Source organism: Methylophilus sp. Leaf414, assembly GCF_001425425.1.
Classification (GTDB): Bacteria; Pseudomonadota; Gammaproteobacteria; order Burkholderiales; family Methylophilaceae; genus Methylophilus.
The window spans coordinates 201,934-216,567 of record NZ_LMQQ01000003.1; the positions used below are offsets into that span (position 1 = coordinate 201,934).

Here is a 14,634-nt window from a genome sequence, read left to right on the forward strand (position 1 = left end):
ATTCTATTAGGCTACATTTACCTTTTTTAGTACCTCGTTAATGCGCGTCTGCCAGCCCGCACCCGTCGCCTTAAATTTTTCTACAACTTCATTATCTAGCCGGATATGTACCAGTGTTTTATTACTACCAACAGGCCTACCCCGCATTTTCTTGAATTGTGCATCGCTAACTTCAAATGTGTCAGGGTCGGCTGCTATTCCTGCATTGATGCGCGCTTCTTCCGCAGCATCCGGCAACTCTAATTTCAACCCTTTAGGTTTCAATGTTTTTGCGTGATTTGACATATCTGTTCACTTCCCTGGTATTTGCTTTTCGTAAGCTAATCACATGTATTGCTTCACTACGTTCTGTATAGACGACGCAATACAAGCGGTTTGCAATAGGTGCAAATCCTATTAAACGTACTTCACCATAGTCTTCGCGTTCATCTTCGATAAATAACAGCGAGTTCCAATCAAGCAATTTGGCATCAGCGAGCGAAATGCCGTGCTTTTGTAAATTGGTTAAATTTTTATTTTTAGAATAACTGAATCTCATATTATTGTAATTACATAAAATAATTAGTCAATGGTAAATTTTAATTATAAATTAACATATGTTAACCATATTATGTCGAATCATTTGTTTACAGTTGAATTAAACCAATTCGCATAAGCCAACTCTCAAATATAATCCCTATTAATACTTTATTCAGGTCATCCCATGCGAACCGAAAACGCTGTTGCACCAAAAACCATTTACCTTAAAGACTACACACCGGCGCCTTACCTGGCGCAACAGGTCAATTTAAGTTTTAACCTGTTGCCGGGTAAAACTATCGTCACCTCTGAAGTGAAATATGCGAAAAATCCGGCGGGCGTTTCGAATGACCTGGTGCTGGATGGTGAAGAGCAGAAAATTCTTTCGGTAGCGTTGAACGGTCAGCGATTTGATAGCTATTCGGTTGCCGATGGGCAAATGACCTTAGTGAATCCTGGCGATGAATTCACGTTAACCATCACCAGCGAGATCGATCCTGCGGCGAACACGGCGCTTGAAGGCTTGTATCAATCGCAGGGTAACTATTGCACGCAGTGTGAGGCGGAAGGCTTCCGGCGCATCACTTATTACCAGGACCGGCCGGATGTGCTGAGTATTTTTACCGTACGCGTTGAAGCGGACGCCAAAGCTTATCCGGTGTTGCTGTCTAACGGTAATTTACAGGATTCTGGCAGCTTGCCGGATGGCCGTCATTACACTGTCTGGCATGACCCTTTCCCTAAACCATGCTATTTGTTTGCGCTGGTGGCAGGCGATCTGGTGCGGGTGGCGGATACCTTTACCACCATGTCTGGCCGCAAGGTGGATTTGCATATTTATGTGCGGGCAGGGGATGAAAAACAGTGCGGTCACGCGATGGAGTCACTGAAAAAATCCATGAAGTGGGATGAGGAAGTGTATGGCCGCGAGTACCAGCTCGACTTGTTCAATATTGTCGCGGTGAGTGATTTTAATATGGGCGCAATGGAAAATACCTCTCTCAATATTTTTAACACCGCGCTGGTGCTGGCACATCAGGAAACCGCCACCGATAGCGATTTTATGAGCGTGGAAGGCGTGATCGGGCACGAGTATTTCCACAACTGGACCGGTAACCGCGTGACCTGCCGTGACTGGTTCCAGCTGTCATTGAAAGAGGGCTTTACCGTATTCCGCGACCAGGAATTCAGTGCTGACCTGAACTCGCGTGCCGTGCAGCGGATTGATGATGTGAACGGTTTGCGCCGCTTGCAGTTTCCTGAAGATGGCAGTCCGCTGGCGCACTCTGTGCAGCCGGATCAGTTTATCGAGATCAGCAACTTCTACACTAAAACAATTTATGAAAAAGGGTCTGAACTGATCCGCATGCAGCATACCTTGCTCGGCGCCGAGACTTTCCGCAAAGCCACCGATCTGTATTTTGACCGTTATGACGGTCATGCCGTCACTTGCGATGATTTTGTGCAATGTATGGCGGATGCGTCTGGCCGTGACCTATCGCAGTTTTTCCGCTGGTACAAGCAGGCGGGAACGCCAACCTTGCAGGTCAGCAGTCAGTACGATGCAGCGCAGCAAAGTTATACACTGACCTTTAAGCAATCGCAGCCGGATACGCCTGAGCAAAGCAACAAGCAGCCCTTACATATTCCAGTCGCGGTTGGCCTGTTGGATGCCAGTGGTAAAGAGATTCTGCCAACCCGCGTGCTGGAAGTGACTGAGCGAGAGCAAACATTTACTTTCGCTGACTTGACCGGCAGGCCTGTGCCTTCCATTTTGCGTGGCTTTTCAGCACCAGTGAAACTGGAAACCGATTTAAGCGACGATGACTTGCGTTTACTGCAAGTGCATGACACCGATGGTTTTAACAAATGGGAAGCCGGACAGACATTAGCATTGCGTACTATTCAGCGCGTGATGGAAAAACCAGAGACCGATATTTCGCAATTCGTTGTCGATGTCGGCACCTTGGTTGAGCAAGGCCTGGCGGGGCAGGGTGATAAAGCCTTGTTGGCACGCGCATTAAGCTTGCCTTTGCTGGGCGTGATTGCGCAGCATCAGGCGGTGGTGGATCCGGCAGCCATTGATGAAGCGCGCACTGCGATTCTCAAGCAAATCAAAAGTACGCATAAAGATGCTTTGGCTGCGTTATATGATGCAAACCGCAACACAGGTGAGTTCTCCATTACACCTGAGGCGATGGGCCGCCGTGCGTTGCAGCATGCAGTGCTGGACATTCTCACTGTGACTAATGGTACCGTTTGCGCGGCACGCTCAAAAGCGCATTACGATGCGGCGGATAATATGACAGACCGCGTGACAGCGTTGGCCTGTTTGTCAGATAGCAGCCAGCCACAACGCGCAGAAGTCTTTGCCGATTTTTATACCCGCTTCAAGAATTATCACTTAGTCGTGGATAAGTGGTTCTCACTGCAAGCAATTGCCAACCGTGAACAGATTTTTGATGACCTCGCCATGTTGCGCAACCATGCAGATTTCAATATCAAAAACCCTAACCGTGTGCGTTCACTATATAGCGCATTTGCAATTAACAATCCGGTGAAATTCCATGATCCTAGCGGCAAAGGCTATGCCTTCTTGCGCGATGTGATTATCGAATTGAACACCATCAACCCGCAAATCGCTGCGCGCATGGTGACGCCATTACGTGAATGGAAACGTTATACTCCGGCATTGCAGGCACAAATGAAAGCAGCCCTGGAAGCCATATTGGCAACGCCAAACTTGTCCGGGGATGTGTTCGAGATTGTAAGTAAGAGCCTCAACGGTTAGTGAGCAATGGATGGTATAAAAAAGGAGGCAATCGCCTCCTTTTTTATACCCCTGCAAAAATTCGTTTTAGCGCCCCATGGCTTCACCTAAGCGGATCGGTTTACCCGCGTGCCAGCTCTCGTTGAATTTCAATACATCTTTTTCAAACAGCATGACCACGGTAGAACCCAGCAGAAAGCGGCCCATTTCTTCACCTTGTTTCAGGCTGATGTTTCGGTCGCTGTAATCCCAGTGCAGAACCTTGCCTGGACGTGGCGGGTTAATGATCCGGTCTTTGGCGTCATGCCAAACGGTGGCCATGCTGCCGACAATGGTTGCGCCCACCAACACCAACACAAAGTTGCCGTGCGCGGCGGATTCAAATGTACACACCACTCGCTCATTGCGCGCAAACAGGCCTGGTACATTTGCGGCAGTGTCTGGATTCACTGAAAATAAATCGCCTGGCACATAAGTCATCTGCAACAGTTTTCCCTCGCAAGGCATATGGATGCGGTGGTAATCCTTGGGGCTTAAATACAGGCAGGCAAAGCTGCCGTTGTCAAACTTGGCGGCTACTGTGGCATCGCCACCAACTAAAGCTTGTGCCGTGTAATGATGACCCTTGGCCTGGAAAATCTGGCCTGACTTGATATCGCCGAACTGGCTGATGGCACCGTCTACCGGACAGATAAAAGCATTGCTTTCCAATGGCCTGACGCCTGGCCTCAGCGGACGGGTGAAAAACAGGTTGAATGAGGCGTAACTGGCAATATCACCGTTGAGCGCTTCTTCCATATTGACGTGGTACTTGCGCACAAACCAGCCGATAAAAGCCGTAGTCAGGGCGCCAGCCTGCCAATGCGCCAGTTTGCCAGCAGCGGCAGTCAGCAATTGTTTGGGTGCGATGTATTGCAGCAGAATAGAGAGTTTCACTTCATTCCCTTATTGGCTTGTACGGTTTCAATCTCGAACAAGAAGTTTTTATTTTTTGTGCGATGTTAAATAAAAAAGCACAGGCGATATTACATCGGCCTGTGCTTTTTGCCTATGGCTGGTTAATGTGTTTTAAACGCAACCAAAAGGCTTGATCAATTCACCAGGAATATTAGTTCTTGCTTTGATCAACCAGTTTGTTTTTCGCGATCCAAGGCATCATGCCGCGCAGTTTGTTACCCACTTGCTCGATTGGGTGAGCAGCGTTCAAACGACGGCGTGCAGTCATTTCAGGATAGTTGGTACGGCCTTCCAGGATGAACTGTTTCGCGTAGTTACCGTTCTGGATGTTAGCCAGGCACTCACGCATGGCATCTTTGGATTGGCTGTTGATCACGCGTGGGCCAGTCACGTACTCACCGTATTCCGCATTGTTGGAAATAGAGTAGTTCATGTTGGCGATACCGCCTTCGTACATCAGGTCAACGATCAGTTTCAGTTCGTGCAAGCACTCGAAGTAAGCCATTTCTGGCGCGTAACCAGCTTCAACCAGTGTTTCAAAACCGGCTTTAACCAGCTCAACTGCACCACCACACAGAACAGCCTGTTCGCCGAATAAGTCAGTTTCTGTTTCTTCACGGAAGTCAGTTTCGATCACGCCACCTTTGGTGCCGCCGTTAGCAGCAGCGTAAGACAATGCGATGTCTTTGGCTTTACCGGAAGTGTCCTGGTAAACCGCGATCAGTGAAGGCACGCCGCCACCTTTCAGGTATTCGGAACGTACAGTGTGGCCTGGGCCTTTAGGGGCAATCATGATCACGTCCAGGTCAGCGCGTGGAACGATCTGGTTGTAATGGATGTTAAAGCCGTGGGCAAATGCCAGCGCAGCGCCTTTTTTCAGGTTAGGTGCGATTTCAGCGTGGAAGATTTCTGCCATGGTCTCATCCGGCAGCAATACCATCACTACGTCAGCTTCTTTCACTGCAGCAGCGATTTCCAGTGTTGTGTGTTTAGCACCTTCTGCTTTAGCCCATGAACTGCCGCCTTTACGCAAACCGATAGTGACGTCTACACCGCTGTCGCGCAAGTTTGCTGCGTGTGCGTGACCTTGTGAACCGTAGCCCACGATAGTCACTTTTTTGCCTTTAATGATGCTTAAGTCGGCGTCTTTGTCGTAATAAACGTTCATGTCTGCTTTTGCCTTTCAATACAAATGCTTTGGTATATATATGAAGAAATAGGGATGTTTAAACTTTGAGGATGCGGTCGCCACGACCAATGCCGGACGCGCCGGTACGCACGGTTTCCAGAATCGCGCTGCGGTCTATGGCTTCGATAAATGCATCCAGTTTGCTGCAAGAGCCGGTAAGCTCAATCGTATAACTGTTGTCGGCCACATCGATAATACGGCCGCGGAAAATGTCGCACATACGCTTCATTTCGTCTTTATAAACGCCGGTGGCTTTAACCTTGACCAGCATCAATTCGCGCTCAATGTGCTTGCCATCGTTGAGGTCCAGCACTTTGACCACGTCAATCAACTTGTTGAGTTGCTTGATAATTTGTTCAATCACGTCATCGGAGCCGGTGGTGACTATCGTCATGCGGGACAAGGTTGGATCCTCGGTCACGGCCACGGTGAGTGATTCAATATTGTAACCACGTGCGGAGAACAGGCCTGCCACACGTGACAGGGCACCCGCTTCGTTTTCCATCAGCAGGGAGATAATGTGGCGCATTATTGCTCTCCCTTCAGGCGTGAACCGCTCAATGGGCTTAAGACCATTTCTGACAAGCCTTTGCCGTTCTCAACCATAGGGAATACGTTCTCGGCCTGGTCGGTTAAAAAGTCCATAAATACAAACTTATCTTTTCTGGCGAACGCTTCTTTCAATGCGCCTTCCACGTCTGCCGGATTGGTGATTTGCATACCGATATGACCGTATGATTCCGCCAGTTTCACGAAATCCGGCAGGCTATCCATGTAAGACTCGGAATAGCGGTTCTCATAGAAGAACTCCTGCCACTGGCGCACCATGCCCAGGTAACGGTTATTCAACAGGATCACCTTGATCGGTAATCCGTATTGCGCACAGGTCGAGAGTTCCTGGATATTCATCTGGATACTGCCCTCGCCGGTAATACAGGCCACTTGTGCATGCTTGTCAGCAAACTGACAGCCCATTGCGTATGGCAAGCCAACGCCCATGGTGCCGAGGCCGCCTGAGTTGATCCAGCGACGTGGCTTGTCAAATTTATAGTATTGCGCCGCCCACATCTGGTGCTGACCTACGTCAGAAGTCACGTAGGCTTCGCCATTGGTCACTTCCCACAACTTCTGTACCACATACTGAGGCTTGATCACGGTGTCTGAATAAGTGTAATCCAGCGATTGCACGCCACGCCATTCATTGATCTGGTCCCACCAGTCAGCAGTGTCTGTGGTTTTGTTTTCTTCCTGCGCCAGAATTTCTACCATATCAGCGAGCACAGACTGTACGTCACCCACGATAGGCACATCCACTTTTACGCGTTTGGAAATGCTGGAAGGGTCTACATCAATATGAATAATGGTGCGTTTCTGGCCTGAAAAGTGTTTCGGGTTGCCGATCACTCGGTCATCGAAACGCGCGCCAACTGCCAGCAACACGTCACAGTGCTGCATCGCCATGTTGGCTTCGTAACTGCCATGCATACCGAGCATGCCGACAAATTGTTTGTCAGTCGCAGGGTAGCCACCCAGCCCCATCAGTGTATTCGTTACCGGGAAGTTGAGCGCTTTGGCTAATCTAACCAGTTCAGCTGAACCATTACCCAATACCAGGCCGCCGCCGGTGTAAATCATCGGACGTTTGGCACCCAGCAGCAATTTAACTGCTTTCTTGATCTGGCCGCTGTGGCCTTTCAAAATCGGGCTGTAAGAGCGCATCTCTACCGTTTTCGGGTAGATAAAGTCGGCAATGTGCGCAGTAATATCTTTAGGAATATCTACCACTACCGGGCCTGGACGGCCGGTTTTGGCGATAAAGAACGCCTTTTTAATCGTAGGCGCGATATCTTTAACGTGTTTAACCAGAAAGTTATGTTTTACACAGGGGCGGGTGATACCAACCATGTCCACTTCCTGGAATGCATCCATGCCGATGGCCGGAACCGGTACCTGTCCACTGATCACAACCAAGGGAATAGAATCCATGTAAGCAGTGGCAATGCCTGTCACGGCATTGGTGGCACCAGGACCACTGGTCACCAGGGCAACACCTACATCACCTGTCGCACGCGAATATGCATCTGCGGCATGTACGGCAGCCTGCTCGTGACGCACCAGAATGTGCTTGAAGCCATTCTGTTTGTAGAGTGCATCATATATATGCAAGACAGCACCACCCGGGTAGCCAAATACGAATTTGACTTTTTCTTCATTCAGGCAGTTGATGACGATATCAGCACCAGTCATGGATTTGGTGTGAGAGTCGGTCGCAGAGTGGGCTGAAGAATCCATAAAATCTTGATTATTATGCTAATTAATGTTGAACCCTATACATTAGCTTGCTTTGATAGTTTGGTCAAGATTATCGCGGTTTACACAATGTATTTGAAACAGTGGGTGGATAATTGCAAAGAGTTTGCAAATAATTGTTGACTTCCTAAATGAGAAACATTATCATTTAACCACTGATTTAAGAAAGTTAACCAAACGATGCAAACTGAATTAGCTGTAAAAGCAAGTGATCTTTTTGATCCTGACCTGCCAACAGCCAGTGCAGTACTTGTATCGTTGAGTTGTGTAGCAACCCGCTATGCGGTCAATCCTTCCGAAGACCTTGCATTGTTGGGATGCAGTTTGGCGCAGACATTAAACGCGCCAGAGTATGCGGAAAGCCATTTGATTGAATCGGCGGCGAAGCAGTTGTTACAGGATTGGCAGGCGCTTTTACAGGCGCATCGTGAATTTTCGTTGCAGCAGGAAGTCACGGATTTTGTCACCCCCTCTTCAACTTTACAATAATACGCTACAATATAGGGTTTACTAATTAGTAGCGACTAATTTTCTTCATTTCAGATTTTAAAGGAAAGGCTTTAAACAATGAGAACCACAGGACCAAGATTAAAGATTATGCGTGCGTTGGGTATTGAATTACCTGGCTTGTCACGCAAGTCTATTGAAAACCGCCCAAATCCACCGGGCCAGCATGGCAATCAGGCAGCGCGTCGTCGCCGTTCAGATTTTGCTGTGAAATTGGTGGAAAAACAAAAGATTCGTTTTAACTACGGTGTGAGCGAAAAGCAAATGCGTGGTTTGATGCTTGAAGCCCGTAAAGGTAATGAGCCTACTGGTGAAAAATTGATGTCTTTGCTTGAGCGCCGTTTAGATAACGTTGTGTTCCGTGCAGGGTTTGCGCCAACTGGTATTGCAGCTCGCCAATTGGTAAGCCATGGTCATATTTTGTTGAACGGTAAATCAGCAAATATTCCATCTATCCGCTTGAAAGTGGGTGATGTGGTGACGTTGAAAGAGAAAAGCCGCAAGATTCCGATGGTGGTTGAAGCGTTAGCTACACCAAGCCTGGCAATTCCTGAGTGGGTGTCTGTTGATTCGACAACTGCTTCTGTGAAAGTTGGACATTTGCCTTCGATTGAAGATGTACCATTCCCGCTGGATGTTCAGCAGGTTGTTGAGTATTACGCTAACCGCGTTTAAGAAATGCTTCGAGCAGCCCGGAGGCTGCTCGAATAAGAGTTTGAGCAATGCTCCTAACCCCAACATGTCATTGCTCAAATAGGCGTTGTTTTTTATGCGCCAAATTACCCCTGGTAAGGGTGTTCCTTGAAATCTGATGCCGCTGTGCTTTTGCATGTAAGTCGGCTTTTTTTTGGGGTCCAATCATATAGGAATGAATAGCCAAATGCAACCTTTGTCTGGCAAAAACCCATCGCTGGTACAGGTTTCGGGCGCGCCTCTGGCTGTGATCGATGCCGTGCAACTTCTGGGTAATGCGTCAGGGGTGGTTATTTTGCATGGCAATGAGACCTATAAACTTACGCGTACCAAGCAAAACAAATTATTGTTAACCAAATGCCACCATGAAATTGTGGATGGCAGCCTTGGTATTCATCAATTATAAGTTTTGTGATCTGATTTAATTCCTGGTTGTCTTGGTAATGTAGCCGAGAGGTTGCTGCTAAATGACTAACCTTGCTCTAGTCATAGATAACGTTGTTGGGCAAAGTCACTGAATAATTTTACTTTTAACGAACTCAATGTCATTCTTTGAGTAAATTGATATGATAATGATGCGCATTAACTTGCCTTCTGGCTATTTTTCTACAAGTATGAGGATGGGTGTGGATGTTTCAGCGTGAATTGATAACAGGGTTGCCCCTAAGGCCTGCGCAGCAACGTGTGCCCAAGGTTCCTGAGCTGAGCTTGCATCATCGTCAGCCTGCACAATTGGCAGGCATTTTTAGCTGGCCAAGCCTGGCGACTGAATCCTGGTTAAGACAAGATAAAGGCCAACGCTGGTCTATTGTAGGTTTGCTGACCGTCATTTTGCTACATGCAGCCCTGGTCTGGTGGATGTTTATACACGCCGAAACGCCAATCAAGCCACCTAAACCAGAGCCGATCACGGTTTCCCTGATTACCCTGCCAGCAAAAAAAGAAGAGGCGCCTGCGCCAGAAGTAGTCCCTATCATCAAGCAAAAACCGGTTGAAAAACCTGTCATCAAACCCAAAGAAACACCGGTTAAACCAGTAGAGCGTCCAGCGCCCGTGGTTGAGCGGATTGTCGAGCCTGTAGCGGATCAGCCAAAGTTTGAAGCCAGTACCCAGCCCGCAGCACCACCAATGGAAGCGCCAGTCGCGGCTTCAGCCAAACCGGCACCAGCGCCAGCTGCTCCTCCCAAGCAAGAAGTTGTTGAAGAAAAAGAAGAGCCGCCTAAATTCGGTGTGGCTTACCTGAATAATCCTCCTCCCGAATATCCCAAGCTGGCCAAACGCGCCGGCGAAGAAGGGCGTGTATTGTTAAAAGTACTGGTGTCAGCCGAAGGTCGTCCGGAAACGGTAGAGGTTTCAAAAGGCAGTGGGTTTGAACGCCTGGATACCGCGGCCTTAAATGCAGTGAAGCAATGGCGGTTTGAACCGGCGCGCAAAGGTGGAAAAGCATTGAGTGCTTATGTCATTGTGCCATTAGCATTTACGTTAAATTAATTATCAAGTTTGTACTAAATATTAAAAGTTTGATTGGAAAGGAATTTTTTAATGGAATCTACGAGCGGATTGGCTTTTATCACTGAAGGTGGCGTTGTGTCAGTGATCGTGGCGCTGATTTTACTGACGATGTCAGTATTAAGTTGGTATTTTGTGGTTGTGAAATCCTGGCAGGTGTTCAAACACAAACGCCAGGTTTCTGAGTATGTGCGTCAGTTCTGGCGTAAATCGACATTGCAGGAAGCAATGCAGGAAACACAGCATCATTCTCCAGCTTATAAACTGGCGCAGACAGCCGTAGAGTCTACCCAGCATCACCAGCAATATGCGGCACAATCATTAGGTGCTGCATGCAGCCAGGATGAGTTTATTGCCAGACAATTGCGTCGCACCTTGTCGCAAGAGCAGGCCGGACTGGAGAGCGGCCTTTCCGTACTGGCTTCAGTTGGTAGCGTGGCGCCATTTGTAGGTTTGTTCGGTACTGTGTGGGGTATTTACCACGCGCTGACAGCCATTGGTCAATCTGGGGTTGCCACTATCGATAAAGTGGCCGGCCCGGTGGGTGAAGCATTGATTATGACGGCGATTGGTTTGGCTGTCGCTATCCCTGCAGTATTGGCATACAACGCATTTATTAAAGCGAACCGCGGCATTATGGCTGAGCTGGAAAGCTTTGCCCAGGACCTGCATACCTTGCTGACGACCGGGGCGCCGCTGATGATAAAGCCAGGCAGTAAGTCCAATGTCCGCGAGTTACACACCAGAGTAGTGAATAAAGGTGGCAATCCATGATCGGTAATAATCCATTCAGCGCGGGCGAGCACACGCAGCCGATGAGCGAGATCAACACCACGCCGTTAGTGGATGTGATGCTGGTGCTGCTGGTGATTTTTATCATTACTGCCCCTTTGCTGACGCATGCAGTAAAAATTGACCTGCCGCAGGCGACTTCACAACCGCTGGAAGAAAAGCCGGAAGTGATAGACCTGGCTGTAGATGCCGATGGCAAGATGTTCTGGAACGATACGGAAATTGATCAGGCTACCCTGGTGACGCGTATGAAGGACGAAAGCGTGAAAAAAGAGCAGCCGGAGTTGCAGATACGTGCCGATAAAAATACCCGGTACCAGGTGCTGGCTGAAGTATTGGCACAAGCGCAAACCGCAGGGATGAAAAAAGTTGGTTTTGTCAGCCAGCCACAGCAGTAAATAGAATTACAGATAGATGACTATGACGCAGCAATCCATCCGGCGTTGGGCCTGGATCCACAAATGGTCCAGCCTGGTTTGTACAGTATTCATGTTATTGCTGTGCCTGACCGGATTGCCGCTGATTTTCAGCCATGAAATTCACGATTGGCTGGGCGATCATATCGTCACCCCTGATATACAGCATAACGGGACTATGGCCAGCATGGACAGCCTGGTGGCGACAGCAAAGAAACAGAATCCCGGATTTGTTCCCTTGTACATGTACCGCGATGATGATGAGCCATTACAGTGGACTATCAGCATGGCCAAAACTACAGATGCCACCAGTGGTTTTAAATATGTAGTGATGGATGCCCGCACTGCAAAAGTGCTGGGTGAACCACCAGCAGAAGAAGGCTTTATGTATATCGTCTTCAAACTGCATGTCGACATGTTTGCAGGTTTGCCAGGCATGCTGTTTTTAGGGTTGATGGGTTTTCTGCTGGTGATTGCAATTATTTCCGGCGTCGTGCTTTATGCCCCATTCATGCGCAAACTGGCGTTCGGTGAAATCCGCCACCAGCGTGGTGAAAAACTCAAGCGGCTGGATATCCATAATATGCTCGGCATTGTCACCCTCAGCTGGTTTCTGGTGGTGGGCGCCACGGGTGTAATTAATGCCTGGTCAGACTTACTGGTGAAATACTGGCAATTTGACCAGATGTCGCAAATGATTGCGCCTTATAAAAACTTGCCGCCGCCCACACAATTCGCTTCGTTACAGCAATCGCTTGAGGTTGCCCAGAAAGCCGAACCAGCCATGCAATTAGGCTTTATTGCTTTCCCCGGCACGGCGTACACCAGCCAGCATCACTATGGCATCTTCATGCGCGGCGACAGCCCGCTCACCAAGCGTTTATTTAAACCGGTATTGATCGATGCCCAAACCGCTACCTTAACCGACAGCCGTCCTTTGCCATGGTACCTGGTCGCGTTACTGGTTTCGCAACCGTTGCACTTTGGTGATTACGGCGGCATGAGCCTGAAGTGGATTTGGGCGGTGTTAGATGTGCTGAGTATTATCGTTTTATGGACCGGTTTGAAACTTTGGTGGAAAAAACGGCGTCAATACCTGCCAGTGACAAGTAAGCGCCCGATATTACATAAAGCCATCTCTTAATCGGTTTTGATCAATGAATGCTAGCAAGCAAATACCATGATGGAGTGTGTATTCATGCGGAATAAGTCATTAACACAAATTTTTTTATGGCCTACGCTGATTGCGATTGTGTCATTCACCGGTTTATTAACAGCGTTGCTGGTTGATGATGCACGAGAGTTGATTTCAGATGCGGCTGTGGCATTGCCGATACTGATTGCCGCTTATTACTATTGGATCAAGCCAGGCACTAGCGCACAGAAATCTTAAAGTTAATGTTGCCTGAAACATTATGCTTCGGGCAGTTTTAAAACCTGAGCCAGCCAGGAAGTGGAAACTTCGGTAGCCAGCTAATTTTTTGTTATGGATGAAACGGAGAAATGATGAATTTGAAACGTACACAATGGCAACAATTACTGGCTGTGGCTGGTAGCGCAATCTGTTTGCTGCAACAACCTGCGCAAGCGGCTGACAAATGTGATGTGAGTGTAGATGCCACTGATCAGATGACATTCAGCGTGAAAGAAATTGCTGTGCCCAAAGCCTGCAAATCGTTCACTATCAACCTGAAGCATGCAGGCGCCATGAAAAAAACAATCATGGGTCATAACCTGGTCGTGAGCAAGCAGGCTGATGAACAGGGCGTTTTGCAAGATGGTAGTAAAGCAGGAGCGGCGCAATCCTATGTGAAACCACAGGATCCACGCGTAGTCGCTGCAACGACTGTCATCGGTGGTGGTGAGACGGCAAGTACCTCTTTTGCCCCTTCCCAGTTGGATGCTGCTGGTAACTATGTATTCTTCTGTTCATTCCCTGGCCATGCTTCCTTGATGAAGGGCACGCTTAAACTGATCTAAATGTTTATTTAGCTCATCAAAAGCCAATATTGTAAAGCTCCGCTATCTGCCAAGGTAGTGGAGTTTTTTTATATATCACTTGTCGATGGATTGTGTAGCTTCAAATTACCTGGTGCAGATCCAGTTAGATGCGATCTGTATTTTGCAAGCGGCTATGTCTATGGTTCATGAATTTTTTGGCGCATACTTCATGTTAGCAATGGCAAAGACGCTGCCAGTTTTGATGTGTTCTACTTGAAAATGGGAATGCTTCTCATGTAGAATAGGCTTTGTCAGAATTTATTACTATCCATCGTTAGTGACAGCTTGTCTGTCAGATTTTAGAGCTTTAACGCAACATAATTAGTCTGAATCAAACGTGCTTATCGCGCTAAACCATTACTCCCGCAGCCTTTGTCACCACATCGATGCCTCTGTAATTAATGTATTTTAAGGAAATAAGATGACCGATCAGGAAAAACTTCAGTCAGTGGCTAAAGAAGCCATTGCGTTCAAAGGGCAGTTCAAAACAGTGCAACTGGCCAGCGTTAATGCGCAAGGGGTGCCTGAGGCAAGTTATGCCGCGTATGTTGAGCGTGATAACAAGTTTTATATCTATGTGAGTGAACTGGCAACACATTGTGCCAACCTGCGCGAAACCGGCCTGTGTTCCGCAATGTTTGTTGAGAGTGAAAAAGACGCAGGCCATCTTTTCGCCAGAAAACGCCTGGTGTTCAAATGCACAGCACAGGAAGTTGAACGTAGCTCAGCCAAGTTTGATGAAGTGATGGCGCTTTTCTATGAAAAATTCGGCAACTTCATGGATGCGATCGGTAAGTTGACCGATTTCCATATGATTGAGCTAATGCCAACGCATGGCAGTTACGTTGCAGGTTTTGCTAAAGCCTATCACCTGAATGGCCAGGATTTGTTACAAATCACACATCGTAATGACCAGGGCCATGCTGCACCAGACGCATCTGCACAGCAGAAACTGGATGAGCTGGCATAAC

17 protein-coding genes are annotated in these 14,634 nt (G+C 48.1%); 11 read left to right on the plus strand and 6 right to left on the minus strand.

Annotated features, from left to right (window positions below):
- Positions 1-6 precede the first annotated feature (6 nt).
- Positions 7-285, minus strand: coding sequence for a BrnA antitoxin family protein (locus tag ASG24_RS07850; protein ID WP_055869872.1), 279 nt, complete (start codon positions 283-285; stop codon positions 7-9).
- Positions 254-538 carry a BrnT family toxin gene (locus ASG24_RS07855; protein WP_055828102.1) on the minus strand — a complete coding sequence of 95 codons (285 nt, stop codon included), beginning with the start codon at positions 536-538 and terminating at the stop codon, positions 254-256. The genes ASG24_RS07850 and ASG24_RS07855 overlap by 32 nt, the downstream gene beginning before the upstream one ends.
- 165 nt (positions 539-703) lie before the next feature.
- On the opposite strand from ASG24_RS07855, the gene pepN reads away from it, so the two are divergent.
- Complete coding sequence (gene pepN / locus ASG24_RS07860) at positions 704-3,310, plus strand: aminopeptidase N (protein ID WP_055869875.1); 2,607 nt, start codon at positions 704-706, stop codon at positions 3,308-3,310.
- A gap of 66 nt (positions 3,311-3,376) precedes the next feature.
- Here the strand turns inward: pepN and asd are convergent, their stop codons facing one another.
- From asd to ilvB, 4 genes are all read right to left on the minus strand, one after another.
- Positions 3,377-4,225 carry an archaetidylserine decarboxylase gene (asd, locus tag ASG24_RS07865; RefSeq protein WP_055869878.1) on the minus strand — a complete coding sequence of 283 codons (849 nt, stop codon included), beginning with the start codon at positions 4,223-4,225 and terminating at the stop codon, positions 3,377-3,379.
- A gap of 172 nt (positions 4,226-4,397) precedes the next feature.
- A complete protein-coding gene (ilvC, locus tag ASG24_RS07870) occupies positions 4,398-5,414 on the minus strand; it encodes a ketol-acid reductoisomerase (RefSeq protein ID WP_055869881.1) in 1,017 nt (338 codons plus the stop codon).
- Positions 5,415-5,472: 58 nt separating this feature from the next.
- Complete coding sequence (gene ilvN, locus ASG24_RS07875) at positions 5,473-5,964, minus strand: acetolactate synthase small subunit (RefSeq protein WP_055828089.1); 492 nt, start codon at positions 5,962-5,964, stop codon at positions 5,473-5,475.
- Positions 5,964-7,727 (minus strand): biosynthetic-type acetolactate synthase large subunit, encoded by a 1,764-nt coding sequence (gene ilvB / locus ASG24_RS07880; protein ID WP_055828086.1) that lies wholly within the window; start codon positions 7,725-7,727, stop codon positions 5,964-5,966. The genes ilvN and ilvB overlap by 1 nt, the downstream gene beginning before the upstream one ends.
- A 198-nt stretch (positions 7,728-7,925) precedes the next feature.
- Between ilvB and ASG24_RS07885 the strand changes: the two genes are divergently transcribed.
- The 10 genes from ASG24_RS07885 to ASG24_RS07930 all read left to right on the plus strand — a co-directional run bounded on the left by ASG24_RS07885 (position 7,926) and on the right by ASG24_RS07930 (position 14,633).
- A complete protein-coding gene (locus tag ASG24_RS07885) occupies positions 7,926-8,234 on the plus strand; it encodes a hypothetical protein (protein WP_055869884.1) in 309 nt (102 codons plus the stop codon).
- Positions 8,235-8,312: 78 nt separating this feature from the next.
- Positions 8,313-8,927 (plus strand): 30S ribosomal protein S4, encoded by a 615-nt coding sequence (gene rpsD / locus ASG24_RS07890; protein WP_055828079.1) that lies wholly within the window; start codon positions 8,313-8,315, stop codon positions 8,925-8,927.
- Positions 8,928-9,132: 205 nt separating this feature from the next.
- Positions 9,133-9,351 carry a hemin uptake protein HemP gene (hemP, locus tag ASG24_RS07895; RefSeq protein WP_235562350.1) on the plus strand — a complete coding sequence of 73 codons (219 nt, stop codon included), beginning with the start codon at positions 9,133-9,135 and terminating at the stop codon, positions 9,349-9,351.
- Positions 9,352-9,575: 224 nt separating this feature from the next.
- A complete protein-coding gene (locus ASG24_RS07900) occupies positions 9,576-10,436 on the plus strand; it encodes an energy transducer TonB (RefSeq protein WP_055869891.1) in 861 nt (286 codons plus the stop codon).
- A gap of 51 nt (positions 10,437-10,487) precedes the next feature.
- The gene (locus ASG24_RS07905; RefSeq protein WP_055828072.1) at positions 10,488-11,228 is read left to right on the plus strand and encodes a MotA/TolQ/ExbB proton channel family protein; all 741 of its coding nucleotides are present in this window, start codon (positions 10,488-10,490) and stop codon (positions 11,226-11,228) included.
- Positions 11,225-11,644, plus strand: a complete 420-nt coding sequence (locus ASG24_RS07910) for a biopolymer transporter ExbD (protein ID WP_055828069.1) — start codon at positions 11,225-11,227, stop codon at positions 11,642-11,644. Before ASG24_RS07905 ends, ASG24_RS07910 begins: the two co-directional genes overlap by 4 nt.
- A gap of 22 nt (positions 11,645-11,666) precedes the next feature.
- Entirely contained in the window at positions 11,667-12,806 is a 1,140-nt protein-coding gene (locus ASG24_RS07915) for a PepSY domain-containing protein (RefSeq protein ID WP_055869894.1), read from the plus strand.
- Between the two features lie 54 nt (positions 12,807-12,860).
- Positions 12,861-13,055, plus strand: coding sequence for a hypothetical protein (locus ASG24_RS07920; RefSeq protein WP_235562351.1), 195 nt, complete (start codon positions 12,861-12,863; stop codon positions 13,053-13,055).
- A gap of 110 nt (positions 13,056-13,165) precedes the next feature.
- A complete protein-coding gene (azu, locus tag ASG24_RS07925; RefSeq protein WP_082488031.1) occupies positions 13,166-13,642 on the plus strand; it encodes an azurin in 477 nt (158 codons plus the stop codon).
- Positions 13,643-14,084: 442 nt separating this feature from the next.
- A complete protein-coding gene (locus ASG24_RS07930; RefSeq protein WP_055869899.1) occupies positions 14,085-14,633 on the plus strand; it encodes a HugZ family protein in 549 nt (182 codons plus the stop codon).
- The last annotated feature ends 1 nt before the right edge of the window (position 14,634 follow it).